Origin of the sequence: Streptococcus mitis (assembly GCF_001579045.1) — a bacterium.
Taxonomy (GTDB): domain Bacteria; phylum Bacillota; class Bacilli; order Lactobacillales; family Streptococcaceae; genus Streptococcus; species Streptococcus mitis_D.
The window spans coordinates 428,145-441,577 of sequence record NZ_KQ970261.1 but is presented as its reverse complement, the minus strand read 5'-3'; the positions used below and the strand labels follow the sequence as shown (position 1 = coordinate 441,577).

8 protein-coding genes are annotated in these 13,433 nt (G+C 38.5%); 6 read left to right on the top strand and 2 right to left on the bottom strand.

What is annotated here, in order from left to right; translation table 11 throughout:
• Window positions 1-10 precede the first annotated feature (10 nt).
• The 6 genes from gtfA (at window position 11) to SMIDD28_RS01995 (ending at window position 10,757) form a co-directional block, all read left to right on the top strand.
• Entirely contained in the window at window positions 11-1,522 is a 1,512-nt protein-coding gene (gene gtfA / locus SMIDD28_RS02020) for an accessory Sec system glycosyltransferase GtfA (protein WP_061424327.1), read from the top strand.
• Entirely contained in the window at window positions 1,515-2,852 is a 1,338-nt protein-coding gene (gene gtfB, locus SMIDD28_RS02015; protein WP_061424324.1) for an accessory Sec system glycosylation chaperone GtfB, read from the top strand. The genes gtfA and gtfB overlap by 8 nt, the downstream gene beginning before the upstream one ends.
• Window position 2,853: 1 nt before the next feature.
• On the top strand, window positions 2,854-3,033 hold the full coding sequence (gene asp4, locus SMIDD28_RS02010) for an accessory Sec system protein Asp4 (RefSeq protein ID WP_001287962.1): 180 nt from the start codon (window positions 2,854-2,856) through the stop codon (window positions 3,031-3,033).
• 4 nt (window positions 3,034-3,037) lie between these two features.
• Complete coding sequence (gene asp5 / locus SMIDD28_RS02005) at window positions 3,038-3,262, top strand: accessory Sec system protein Asp5 (RefSeq protein WP_061424322.1); 225 nt, start codon at window positions 3,038-3,040, stop codon at window positions 3,260-3,262.
• A gap of 307 nt (window positions 3,263-3,569) precedes the next feature.
• Window positions 3,570-3,761 (top strand): hypothetical protein, encoded by a 192-nt coding sequence (locus SMIDD28_RS12020; protein WP_061424320.1) that lies wholly within the window; start codon window positions 3,570-3,572, stop codon window positions 3,759-3,761.
• A 276-nt stretch (window positions 3,762-4,037) separates the two neighbouring features.
• Entirely contained in the window at window positions 4,038-10,757 is a 6,720-nt protein-coding gene (locus SMIDD28_RS01995; protein ID WP_061424319.1) for a CshA/CshB family fibrillar adhesin-related protein, read from the top strand.
• 336 nt (window positions 10,758-11,093) lie between these two features.
• On the opposite strand, the gene SMIDD28_RS01990 is transcribed toward SMIDD28_RS01995, so the two are convergent.
• Both SMIDD28_RS01990 and sstT read right to left on the bottom strand, forming a co-directional pair.
• A complete protein-coding gene (locus SMIDD28_RS01990; protein ID WP_061424317.1) occupies window positions 11,094-12,047 on the bottom strand; it encodes an aromatic acid exporter family protein in 954 nt (317 codons plus the stop codon).
• Between the two features lie 67 nt (window positions 12,048-12,114).
• Window positions 12,115-13,320: a serine/threonine transporter SstT gene (gene sstT / locus SMIDD28_RS01985; RefSeq protein ID WP_061424315.1), complete on the bottom strand. Its 1,206-nt coding sequence runs from the start codon at window positions 13,318-13,320 to the stop codon at window positions 12,115-12,117.
• Between the last annotated feature and the right edge of the window lie 113 nt (window positions 13,321-13,433).

Genomic DNA, 13,433 nt, shown 5'->3' with positions numbered 1-13,433 from the left:
AGGAGAATATATGACAATTTATAATATAAATTTAGGCATTGGCTGGGCTAGTAGCGGTGTTGAATACGCTCAAGCCTATCGCGCGGGTATTTTTCGTAGTTTAAATCTACCCTCTAAGTTTATCTTTACAGATATGATTTTAGCCGATAATATTCAGCACTTAACCGCCAATATTGGTTTTGATGATGATCAAGTGATCTGGCTTTATAATCATTTTACAGATATCAAAATTGCACCGACAAGTGTGACAGTGGATGATGTCTTGACTTATTTTGGTGGTGTCGAAAGTCGTAGAGAAAAGAATGGGAAGGTCTTGCGTGTCTTCTTTTCTGACCAAGATAAGTTTGTAACCTGTTATTTGGTAGATGAGAATAAGGACTTGGTTCAACACGCTGAGTATGTTTTTAAAGGAAAACTGATTCGCAAGGATTACTTTTCTTATACTCGTTACTGCACTGAATACTTTGCTCCCAAGGACAATGTTGCAGTATTATATCAGCGAACCTTTTACAATGAAGACGGGACTCCAGTCTATGATATCTTGATGAATCAAGGGAAGGAAGAAGTTTACCGTTTCAAGGATAAGATTTTCTATGGAAAGCAAGCCTTCATGCGTTCCTTTATGAAATCCTTGAATTTGAACAAGTCTGATTTGGTCATTCTTGATAGGGAGACAGGTATTGGACAGGTTGTTTTTGAGGAAGCACAGCTAGCGCATTTAGCAGTAGTTGTCCATGCGGAGCATTATAGTGAAAATGTTACAAATGAGGATTACATTCTTTGGAATAACTATTATGATTACCAGTTTACCAATGCAGATAAGGTTGATTTCTTTATCGTATCAACTGACAGACAGAAGGAAGTGTTGCAAGAGCAATTTGCCAAATACACCCAGCACCAACCAAAGGTTGTTACCATTCCAGTAGGAAGTATTGATTCCTTGACTGAGTCAAGTCAAGGACGTAAGCCCTTTTCATTGATTACGGCTTCACGTCTTGCCAAAGAAAAACACATTGACTGGTTGGTCAAGGCAGTCATTGAGGCTCATAAGGAAATGCCTGAATTAACCTTTGATATTTATGGTAGTGGTGGAGAGGATTCTCTACTAAGAGAAATTATTTCAACTCATAAGGCAGAGGATTATATCCAACTCAAGGGGCATGCGGATCTTGCGCAGATTTATAGTCAGTATGAGGTCTACTTGACGGCTTCTACCAGCGAAGGCTTTGGTTTGACCTTGATGGAAGCTGTTGGATCGGGTCTCCCCCTAATCGGTTTTGATGTACCTTATGGTAATCAGACCTTTATAGAAGATGGGCAAAATGGTTATTTGATTCCAAGTTCATCTGACCATGTAGAAGACCAAATCAAGCAAGCTTTTTCAACTAAGATTTGTCAATTGTATCAAGAAAATCGCTTGGAAGCTATGCGTGCCCATTCTTATCAAATTGCGGAAGGCTTCTTAACCAAAGAAATGTTAGGAAAGTGGAAGAAAACAGTAGAGGAGGTGCTCCATGATTGAACTTTATGATCGATATAGTCAGGAAAGTCGAGATTTACACGAAAGTCTAGTCTCTACTGGACTTTCTCAACTTGGAGTAGTCATCGATGCAGATGGTTTTCTGCCTGATGGTCTGGTTTCTCCTTTTACCTATTATCTAGGTTACGAGGATGGAAAACCTCTCTATTTTAATCAAGTTCCCGTTCCAGATTTTTGGGAAATTATGGGGAATAATAGTTCGGCCACTATTAACGATTTACTACAGGAGAGGGCTGTAATTCACTTTGCAGATGGAATGCAGGCTCGATTGGTTAAACAGGTAGATTGGAAAGACTTGGAAGGAAGAGTACGCCAGGTTGATCACTATAATCGCTTCGGAGCTTGTTTTGCTACAACGACCTATAGCGCAGATAGCGAGCCGATTATGACAGTTTACCAAGATGTCAATGATCAACAAGTTTTACTTGAAAACCATGTGACGGGTGATATCTTATTGACTTTGCCTGGTCAGTCCATGCGTTACTTTGCAAATAAGGTTGAATTTATCACCTTCTTTTTGCAAGATTTGGAAATAGATACCAGTCAGCTTATCTTTAATACCTTAGCGACTCCTTTCTTGGTTTCCTTCCATCATCCAGATAAATCTGGCTCAGATATCCTAGTTTGGCAGGAACCTCTTTATGATGCTATTCCGGGCAATATGCAGTTGATTTTGGAAAGCGATGATGTGCGTACTAAAAAGATTATCATTCCAAACAAGGCGACTTATGAGCGCGCTTTGGAGTTAACTGACGAGAAATACCATGATCAGTTTGTGCACTTGGGTTACCATTACCAGTTTAAACGCGATAATTTCCTAAGACGAGATGCCTTAATCTTGACTAATTCAGATCAGATTGAGCAAGTAGAAGCAATCGTAGAAGCCTTGCCTGATGTTACTTTCCGCATTGCAGCGGTGACAGAGATGTCTTCTAAGCTCTTAGACATGCTTCGCTATCCTAATGTGGTCCTTTACCAGAATGCTAGTCCGCAGAAGATTCAGGAGTTGTATCAACTGTCGGATATTTACTTGGATATCAACTATAGCAATGAGTTATTGCAGGCAGTTCGTCAGGCCTTTGAGCATAATGTGTTGATTCTTGGTTTTAATCAGACGGTACACAATAGACTTTATATCGCTCCAGAACATCTATTTGAAAGTAGTGACGTTTCTCCTTTGGTTGAGACCATTAAACTGGCTCTTTCAGATGTTGAACAAATGCGTCAGGCACTTGGCAAACAAGGCCAACATGCAAATTATGTTGACTTGGTGAGATATCAGGAAACCATGCAAACTGTTTTAGGAGGCTAACATGTCAGAGGAAGATTTATTTTACAAAGACGTTGAAGGTCGCATGGAAGAGTTGAAACAAAAACCTATCAAGAAGGAAAAAGAAACCCGAGGGGAAAAGATTAGTAAGACTTTTTCACTCTTACTGGGTTTGATGATTCTGATTGGTTTGCTCTTTACTTTGCTGGGAATTTTGAGGTAGGCATATGATTGAAATACTGATTGTTTTAGCTATTGTCCTATCTCTTGCTTTGATTGTACTGGTAACCATACAACCCCGTCAAAATCAACTATTTTCCATGGATGCCACTAGTAATATTGGTAAACCAAGTTACTGGCAGAGTAACACCTTGGTCAAGGTGCTCACTTTATTGGTGAGTTTGGCCTTATTCGTCCTATTACTAACCTTTATGGTGATGACTTATAAATAGAAGGAAGCTTCGGAGGTTTTAGGAGTTTCTCAAAGTAGTCAATGAAATAATAAGTGATCATGCAACAAGCTTGTTTTCCCTTTAAGAGTTACAAACTTGTCGTTGTCTTCCTGAAACTACCCTTTATTGTAAGTGATTAATAAGGACTGATATTCAAAAATCTCCAGATTAGTGAACTCAAAAGTAGTTCCTAAACTGGAGATTTTATTTTTTGTACTCATTCTGTATAACTTCATAGCTCTACAAAATATTTTTATTGTCTTTGTAAAGATAGGTTAGAAGATTCGTTTTATAATTATTATACTCAATGAAAATCAAAGAGCAAACTAGGAAACTAGCTGCAGGTTGCTCAAAACACTGTTTTGAGGTTGTGGATAGAACTGACGAAGTCAGCTCAAAACACCGTTTTGAGGTTGTAGATAAGACTGACGAAGTCAGTAACCATACCTACGGTAAGGCGACGTTGACGTGGTTTGAAGAGATTTTCGAAGAGTATTAGCTTTTAATAAACTGATAACAATAATGGTTGCTGGAGTTCCTTGGCAATTCTGGAAGATATTACTCCAATATTTTCTATCTATCTGTATCTTATAAACTGTAGATTTATGAAGCTTTTTACTAGTTTCATTTTGTTATTTACTAACTGATTTGGCAACATATTTCAAACAATAAAAAAAGTAATAAATGTTAATGTTTTTATTAAGAACGTGATATAATGTATAAAGGAATATATGTCTACTTACAGTGCATATATATATATATAAGGTGGAAAGCTATGTTTAAATTATCTAGACAGCAAAAAGATCATCGTTATTTTTGTGGGAATAAATATGAAAAATATTCTATCAAAAAGTTAAAAGTTGGTGCGGCAAGTGTATTGGTTGGTACAGGGTTTTTATTTGGTTACAATTTGGATCAGGTAAATGCTGATGAGCAAAAGACTGAAACGGCTACGGTAATGTCAAAGGTTGGAGATACTCCTCAATCTGCGAATAAGGTAGAGGTTGCGACTGACCCAAAACAAGAAAAGGCTCCAGAAGTAGGTACGGAAACACTAAAACCTGGGACGAAAGAAGAAGTAGTTCCAGCAACAAGTCCACAAGTGGCCGAAACGAAGGAAACTCCTGAAACTAAGGAAGTATCAAAAAATAAAGTAAACAGTGTAGATAAAGAAACTGTCAACTCATCTACGTTGAGAGCTAACTTAGCAGATTTGGAAGCTCAAATTGAACGTATCCGAGGAAATAAAAAACAAGCTTCTCAAATCCAAAATGCTGAAAAACTTGTTGCTGACGCTAGACAATATCTAGAAGCTTTGAGTACTACTCAAAAAGAAGTAGATGCTAAAGCAAAACAAATTAGCTCATTAACTTCTATCTTGAAATCAATTAAGGCTGAAGAAACAGTAAAGGAAAATAAAAACACTGATAGCCGTAATGGTAAAAAGATGCAAGAAGGAACTGGTTTCAGAGAAGGTGGAGTAGCTGGTACAGGTGTTGGCGCAGATGTAGTAGATGCAACAGCGAAACCGTATAATCCTAATGCTGTTAGATCAGATTTTTCAAATAAGGAAGCTTCAGCAGGGATGCTAAATCAAGTCAGTTGGTTAGATTTCAGCAATCTAGCAGATTGGCAAAATGTTAAAATGCTACCAGATGGGAATATGGCACTACAAGAAGGCTCAGTTTATACAAAAGAAATCATGAAAGATTATATTGTTAAAATTACTGTAAAATCTTTGAAACCATTCCAAGCAACAGAAATCTATAGAAAACGTCTGGAAGCAGCTGGGGCTACTGAAGAGGAAAAAGCTACTTATGATCCAACTGCCCGAAATTGGTATATGAAAAATCGTGGTTCAGGTGCTGGAGACGCAAATCAAGAAGTAAATATTATCGCAAAACCAATGGATCGATGGACAGAAATTAAAAAAGCTGGCCTCGATACTGGTACAAGGAAAACGACGATTAAAGCAGAAAAAGTTGCTACTAGTATAGGAGTACAATTTGATATATCAGGAACTTATAGAGGAAAACCAGTACGTCCAGCTGTTGTAATGACAGATGGTGAATCAGCTAACCCAGGGGAGTCAGTAATCTTTACAACAAATGGAACGGGTTGGCAATTAATTTCTGAAGTTAAACAAGATCGTCAAGATGCAAGACATTATACTCCAGTAGATATAGGAAGTATTCAACGCAATACTTTTAATGAACGTTATGGAAATGGTATTGATTACAATAACTATGAAGAAATAGAAAACCATGGAATGAGACAAGGGAAAGGATACGGACCAGATAATAAAAAAATTGCCTACAAATATTTATCAAGTCCAGACCTAGAAACAGGTGGATTAGGTTCAGGTGTATTTGGACCAGTGACTAATGCTGGATCAAATTCAACTCCGGTTGTAATGACAAAAGATGCAACAGAAGTTGGTTTTTATATTGTAACAGATGGACATCAAGCTGCTATGATTGGGTTTGTACCAGTTGATTCAGGAGATGCGCCAGCAACATATGGAGAGGCAACTCATACCTTAACTACGATTAGTAGTGTTGATGGAAGCGAAGTGAAGCAACCATATTTAGGAAGCGTGCGCCCAGATATGGATACAGGAAATGAAAAAAATTGGCTTGGGGATGATACAAAAGAAGAAGCTGATGAAGGTATCGATCAAATTTTACCGGATAATTTAAAAGGTCAAACAAATCAAGTCATTAAGATGAATAGAGAACGTCAAGGTTCTTATACATTACAAGTTCAAGCTCATACTGGAGGAGCTCCTGAAGCTCATATTTACGGTTGGATTGACTTTAACCACAATGGTACATTCGAAGAAAATGAACGTTCTGATTTAGCAACAATTACTAAAGATGGTCCTGTAACATTACAATTTAATAATAATATTGCAGTAGATGATCCTTCTCTAGTGGAATTAGGAACAAGAGTTCGTATTGCTACTACTTCAAAAGCGATTGAACAACCAACTGGAATTGCTGGAACAGGGGAAGTTGAAGACTTTAAAACTCAAATCACACACCCACCTGTTGGAGAAAAGAAAACAACTGAAGGTCTTGTAAAAGAAACACAAAGAGAATCGATTCATTTTACAGCACGTGGTAAAACTTCATATGACATGAATACTGATACATCAATCGATACGAATACACCACCGGTATATATTGATAATAAGACAGGTCAAGCGATTACATTATCAGCTGATGGTACTTATACTGTAGCAGGTCAAGGAACTTATAAATTTATTGTCGCTGACAATAAAATAGATGTAAATGTAGAATTTACTCCAGCTGATGGATTTGTAGGTGAAGCTCATGGTATTACACTTCGTAGACAAGATACTAATGGAGCTACAACAGACTGGATTTCTAAAGATACAGCTGCAACACCAGTTGTTAATGATGTAAGACAATCGATGGATGGACTATATATTCCTAAAGTTACAGTTCCAACTTCAGTAAACGCAACTCCAGTTAATGCTGATAGTCAAAATTTACAGGGTCTACCACAAAAAGGTAAACCAACATTTAATGTAGAATCTGCCAAAGAACCAGTGACAGCTTCTGCTAAATATCCAGCAAAATTAGTAGATCCAAGAACAAATACAGTTACAGAATTAACAACAGTAGATGCATTTGAACAAGGGACAACTAATAAGATTGGTACGTATACAATTGTACCTGAAACAGGAGAAATTACATTTACACCAAATAAAGATTTCAAAGGAATTCCAGCACCAGCAACTATTTCTGCTGATGTAGAATTAACTCATGACAAAGATGGCAATGTAACAACTAAAACGTTAACAGCTACTTATACACCAACAATCACTCCTGTAACCCCAACAGCTGAAAAATCTGAAACAAGTGATGTACAAGGAAAAGTACAAACATCACCAATCAAGCTAGATACAGAAGAAACTGGAGACGATAAAGGTAAGACAGTTAACTTTGATAAAGGAACTCAAACAGGACCAAAAGGAGAACGTGTTGAGTTAAACCCTGAAACTCTAACATTATTGGATTCAACAGGGGAAGAAGTAACTAGTGTAACAACACCTCAAGGTAAGTATGAGTTAGATAAAGCTAACAAAACAATTTCGTTCACACCAAATAAAGACTTTGTAGGAACAGCAACACCAGTTAAAGTTCAAATCAAAGACGTGAATGGAACAAAAGTTGAAACAACTTATACTCCAACAGTTACAGATGTCACAATGGAAAGTGTTGATAAGACATCAGAAGCACCACAAGGACAAACACAAACTGGAAAACCAGAATTTACAATTTCAAGTCCAAATGTGCAAATTACAGGATACAAACTAGTAGATCCAGTAAGCAAAACACCTGTAGATAGTACTGAAATCGAAGTTCCAGAACAAGGAACATATAAGATTGACAAGACAACTGGTCAAGTAACATTCATTCCAAAACCAGGATACACAGGAACAGCTGACGGAATCACAGTACAAGCAACAGATGAAAACGGAGAAACAAAAGATGCGAAGTACACACCAAAAGTAACTCCATTAACAGTAACTCCAGAAAATAAAACATCTAAAAATATCCAAGGTGTACCACAAGAAGGAACACCAACCTTTACAATTCCAGAAGGTGTAACAAATGCTTCAATCACAAGTCGTAAACTAGTTGATCCAACATACAACACCCCAAAAGACTCTGTAATAGTAGAAGGAAAAGGAACATTTGTCATTGACGAAACTGGAAAAGTAACCTTCACACCAGTACCAAGCTACACAGGTGAAGTACCAGCAATTGAAGTAGAAGCAACAGTGACTGTAACAAATGAGAAAAATGAGCCAGCTACAATTACTTCAAAAGCAACATACAAACCAGAAATTGTACCTGTAAAACCAACAGCTGAAAGCTCAACAACAAGCGATGTACAAGGTAAAGTACAAACGTCATCAATCGTGCTAGATACTGAGGAAACTGGAGACGATAAAGGGAAAACTGTTAACTTCAATAAGGGAATTGAACAAGGTCCTAAAGGTGAAAGAACAGAATTAAATCCAGATACATTAACATTATTAAATGAAGCTGGAGAAGAGGTAACTAGCGTAACAACTCCTCAAGGTAAGTATGAATTGGATAAAGCTAATAAAACTATTACCTTTACACCAAATAAAGACTTCGCAGGAGAAGCTACACCAGTTAAAGTTCAAATCAAAGATGCAAATGGAACTAAAGTAGAAACTACTTACACTCCAACTGTTATCGAAGTAACGCCAACAGGTAAAGATTCAGCAACGACTGGACCACAAGGAATTGCTCAAACATCACCAATCGTATTCAATCAAAAAGATGAAGCTGATAATACAACAGTAAACTTTGAAACAGGTCATGAGAGAGTTGAATTAAAACAAGATACATTAACATTAGTTAATGGAAATGGTGAAAAAGTTACAACAATTACTGTTCCAGAAGTTGGAACATACGAATTGAAAGATGGTGCAATTACATTCACACCAGTTAAGACATTCACAGGAACAGCTGAAGGAGTAACAGTTCAAGTTGAAGATGAAAATGGTAAAGTTGTTACGAAGAAATATGTCCCAATAGTTACACCAGTAACACCAGAAGGAACACCTGTAGAAACTACAGGAATTCAAGGAGCAACACAAGAGGGAACCCCAACATTTAAACCAGGAAACCCTAATGTGCCAATCAATGAAGAAGTAGCCCCAACATTAGAAGGAGCAAATCCTGAAGGAAAAGTTGTAGTACCAGGAGAAGGAACATACACAGTTGACAAAGATGGTAAAGTAACCTTCACTCCAGAACCACAGTTCACAGGAACAGCAAAAGGAGTAACAGTAAAACGTGTAGATAAGAACGGAACACCAGTAACGGCTAAATACACACCAACAGTTACCCCAGTAACACCAGAAGGAACCCCTGCAGAAACTACAGGAATTCAAGGAACAACACAAGAGGGAACCCCAACATTTAAACCAGGAAACCCTAATGTGCCAATGGATGAAGAAGTAGCTCCAACATTAGAAGGAGCAAATCCTGAAGGAAAAGTTGTGGTACTAGGAGAAGGAACATACACAGTTGACAAAGACGGTAAAGTAACCTTCACCCCAGAACCACAGTTCACAGGAACAGCAAAAGGAGTAACAGTAAAACGTGTAGATAAGAACGGAACACCAGTAACGGCTAAATACACACCAACAGTTACCCCAGTAACGCCAACAGGTGAAAATGCTGAAACTGAAGGACCAAAAGCAAAACCTCAAACATCAACAATCGTGTTTGATAAGAAAGATCAAGACAACACTACAGTAAACTTCGACAAAGGTCATGAAAATGTAGCATTAGATCCAACAACTACTACACTAGTAGGAAAAGATGGAAAACCGACTACAGAAGTGAAAATTCCAGGTGAAGGAACGTACACATTAGCGAATAATGTTATTACATTCACACCAGAACCAGACTTCGTAGGAAAAGCTACAGGAGTTACTGTTCAAGTAAAAGATGCGAACGGAACAAAAGTTGAAAAAACATACACACCAACAGTTCGCCCAGTTACAACATTTGTAGATGAAGCTGGAAATCCAATTACTGTAGATAAGAATAATACACCAGTTGTACCTGAAGAGGATGGAACACAACCTAAGAAAGACATTCCAGGTTACCGCTTCGTAGAAACTAAGAAACTTCCAAATGGAGATACAGAGCACGTCTACGAAAAAGTTAAGACATCATTCAAGGATAAAGAAGGAAACGAGATTTCAGGTAATCCAAGTGAAGATGGCGAACAACCTAAGAAAGCTATCCCAGGTTACCGCTTCGTAGAGACTAAGAAACTTCCAAATGGAGATACAGAGCACGTCTATGAAAAAGTAACAACACCAACTCCATCAGTTGAAAAACCAAGAATTATTGCACGTGACACAGAAGGAAATATCATTCCAGGATTTGAATTCGATATGCTGTCACCAATCTTGGATATTCCTGAGTATGAGTATGTAGGTGAAGAGCCTCTTTCTGATGGTACAATCAAACGTATCTATAAGAAAGTGAAGAAATCGACAACACCAGCAAAACCATACAGTCCAACACCAACACAAATTACAGAAAAAGTATTAACAACGTTTGTGGATGAAAACGGTAATGTGATTATCCAGGAAGAAAATGGTTCACATCCAGGTAGAGAAATCGAAGGATATGAGTTGATTGGTATCAAACGAGATTCTATAGGCAATGTTCGCAATATTTATCGCAAGATTCACTCGACAATTCCAGTTGAATCAGTTCAACCAACTACTCCAACTATGCCTGAACAGTCAGCGCAGCCAGTTCAGACAGTAGCAGTGAAAGAAGCTGAAGCTAAACGTGAATTGCCTAATACAGGGACAGAAGATCACGCTAACCTTGCAGCACTTGGACTTCTTGGAGTATTGAGCGGATTTGGTCTTGTAGCTCGGAAGAAGAAGGAAGACTAATCTTTCGAAATGCTGTTTATAGTTCTGAATGAACAGATAATCCCCTAAACTGATGAATCAAATGATTCATCAGTTTTTTGGGAAATTAGAGAAATGCATAGTAAGAGAGTCATAACAAGGTATATTGAAAAATCTCCAAACTAGTGAACTAAATTTATAGTTTCTAGTTTGGAGATTTTATATTTAATACTCTTCGAAAATCTCTTCAAACCGCGTCAACGTCGCCTTGCCGTACTCAAGTACAGCTTGCGGCTAGCTTCCTAGTTTGCTTTTTGATTTTCATTGAGTATAAAATGTTTTTATTTTTCTATCTGGTTTAGTATGATTGATTTTTCTTTACTGTCTATATTTTTGGTAAAAATCAACTTTTACTTGGATGAAGGTTTTTGCTTCACGTAGGAGTTGAAGAAGGGTGGCACGGGTTTCAAATTCTTCTCTTGTCTTGGGCAGCCTGCGGTTGCGGAAGACTTCTAGATAGCGTTCAATTTCATCTAGTAAATCAGAAGCAGGGTTGGTCTGGCTCAGTTGACCTGCAATTTTTGAAAAGAGTTGCGCTAAAATCAGACTTTCACTGGCAGCTAGGTGACAGGTGTTGATTTGCTGGGCCATATTTCGCAGGATACGACTTTGACGCTGTCTCATCTCAAAGTAGTGAATATGGTAATCAGTCTGGTGAAAGAGGTGATCAGAGTGATCTAGATAGACAAGTCTGAGGGCTTCTTCCAAAAGTGTGTCTAATTCTTCCACCAGCTGTGCTCGGTTGCGTCCATCCCCTCTGGATAAATAATATTTGAAGCGTTGGAGGATATCTTTTAACTTTTCTTCTACCAATGTGTGATAGTGATGAATTTCCTCTTCTCGTGAAGGCATGTAGAGATTGACTAGTAAAGCAAATCCTGTACCAATTGCAAAGAGAAGGAATTCGTTGACTAGGAGGTCTGGAGAGGTTGACTCTTGAATCAAGAGATGGCTAACCAAAACAGTGCTTGGTGTGATGCCAATTTCCCAGCCCATCTTGTAGGCTAGGGGAACATAAAGAGCAAGATAGAGGCCAAGGCTCCAGATATGAAATCCGCTCAAGTGAAAAGCCAAAACCCCGATAACTAGAGCCAGAAGCATGGAAAAGAGCCGATTGCGGGCCAGTTTTAAGGTACTTCTACGCGTATCAGATAGGCTCAAGAGGGCGATGATTCCAGCCGAGACTGCTGAGGAAAGATTGAGAAAATAAGCAAGAAAACAGGCAAGACAGGTAGCTAAGATGAGCTTGGTCGTACGTTGGCTAATAGACATAAGAATTTCCTGATAAGTTAGAATAAAAGCGTAAAAGACAAGACCTGAGTAATCTTGTCTTTATGCCTTATTTTTTACGGGCTGCTGCGTATTCGGCAACGGCGGTAAAGAGGACATCTGTAGAAGAGTTAAGGGCTGTTTCACATGAGTCTTGGATGACACCAATCACAAATCCAACCCCAACAACTTGCATGGCAATATCGTTAGAAATACCGAAAAGGCTACAAGCAACTGGGATAAGAAGGAGGGAACCTCCCGCAATACCAGAAGCACCGCAGGCTGAGATAGCTGCTACCACACTGAGGACAAAGGCTGTGGCAAAGTCAACAGGGATTCCAAGAGTATTTACTGCAGCAAGAGTCAAAACGTTAATAGTAATCGCTGCCCCGGCCATGTTGATAGTAGAACCAAGTGGGATAGAAACAGAGTAGGTATCTGGGTTGAGTCCAAGGTCGTGGCAAAGTTTCATGTTGACAGGGATGTTGGCCGCAGAACTACGAGTGAAGAAGGCTGTTACACCGCTGACACGCAAACATTTCCAAACGAGGGGATAAGGATTTCTCTTCATAAAGAGAAAGGCAATCAATGGATTAATAACCAGGGCGACAAAGAACATGGTTGTAACCAATAGTCCTAATAAAATACCGTAGTTTGCGAGACTGCCGATTCCCTTATCAGAAATAGTTTTAAAGACAAGGCCTAGGATTCCAAATGGAGCTAGGTTGATGATCCATTCGACAATCTTAGAAGTCACATCAGCTATGGTGTTCAACAATTCTTTACTATTTTTGCTGGCCTCTCTCATGGCAATTCCGAAAACAACTGCCCATGATAGGATACCAATGTAGTTGGCTGTGACAAGGGCATTGACTGGATTGTCAACTAATTTGAGCAGGAGATTGCTGAGGACTTGTCCAATCCCATCAGGTGGAGCAATATCGGTATTAGCACTATTTAGGGTAATTTCAACAGGTACGATGAAACTTGCTAGTACAGCGATAAGGGCAGCGGCAAAGGTTCCCACCAAGTAAAGGAAGATAACGGTTTTCATATTGCTATCTTGCCCCTTTTGATGTTGGGAAAGGGCATTGGCAACGAGGGCAAAGACTAGAATCGGTGCGATGGCTTTGAGGCCACCAACAAAGAGATCTCCGAGTAGACCAATTCCTGAAATGTTAGGAAGTGTCAGTCCTAGGGTTCCTCCAATAAGCATGCCAATCAAAATCCGTTTGATGAGGCTTGTCTTATTCCAAGCATGAATGCATTTTTTCATAACAATCTCCTTTGTTGTGTAATGTTTATGATTATAGTATAAATATGAACTAAAATCAAGAATTTTCTGTCTATTTTTGAAATTATTTTTGAATATTTATGGAGAATGATACT

Coding starts and splice junctions, on each gene's coding strand:
- asp4 (WP_001287962.1), top strand. CDS start 2,854: ATGTCAGAGGAAGATTTATTTTACAAAGACGTTGAAGGTCGCATGGAA.
- gtfB (WP_061424324.1), top strand. CDS start 1,515: ATGATTGAACTTTATGATCGATATAGTCAGGAAAGTCGAGATTTACAC.
- SMIDD28_RS12020 (WP_061424320.1), top strand. CDS start 3,570: ATGAAAATCAAAGAGCAAACTAGGAAACTAGCTGCAGGTTGCTCAAAA.
- SMIDD28_RS01995 (WP_061424319.1), top strand. CDS start 4,038: ATGTTTAAATTATCTAGACAGCAAAAAGATCATCGTTATTTTTGTGGG.
- SMIDD28_RS01990 (WP_061424317.1), bottom strand. CDS start 12,047: ATGTCTATTAGCCAACGTACGACCAAGCTCATCTTAGCTACCTGTCTT.
- gtfA (WP_061424327.1), top strand. CDS start 11: ATGACAATTTATAATATAAATTTAGGCATTGGCTGGGCTAGTAGCGGT.
- sstT (WP_061424315.1), bottom strand. CDS start 13,320: ATGAAAAAATGCATTCATGCTTGGAATAAGACAAGCCTCATCAAACGG.
- asp5 (WP_061424322.1), top strand. CDS start 3,038: ATGATTGAAATACTGATTGTTTTAGCTATTGTCCTATCTCTTGCTTTG.